The 311-nt window shown below is 66.2% G+C and carries 1 protein-coding gene; it reads right to left on the bottom strand.

Annotated features, from left to right (window positions below; all coding sequences use genetic code 11):
• Nucleotides 1-311: citrate/2-methylcitrate synthase (locus BG61_RS39075; protein WP_035943966.1), on the bottom strand; the 311-nt coding region annotated here is incomplete at both ends.

Genomic DNA, 311 nt, shown 5'->3' with positions numbered 1-311 from the left:
GACGCCGGTGCGCATCACGTCCATCGGGTGCGCGGACGCCGGAATCCATTCGAGCGCCGCCTTCAGGTTCGCGGGCAGGCCGCGCAGCGCCTTGAGCTTCGTCTTGTACGCCTTCAGCTCGGCCGCATTGGGCAGCTTGCCGTGCACGAGCAGATACGCGATCTCCTCGAACTCGCAGGTGCTCGCGACATCGAGAATGTCGTAGCCGCGATAGTGCAGGTCGTTGCCGGTCTTGCCGACGGTGCACAGCGCGGTGTTCCCGGCCGTCACGCCCGACAGCGCCACGGATTTCTTCGGCTTGAAAGCGCCCG

This window comes from Caballeronia glathei (assembly GCF_000698595.1).
Lineage (GTDB): Bacteria > Pseudomonadota > Gammaproteobacteria > Burkholderiales > Burkholderiaceae > Caballeronia > Caballeronia glathei.
The sequence above is the reverse complement of the archived record's forward strand: the minus strand, read 5'-3'. Positions and strand labels throughout refer to the sequence as shown.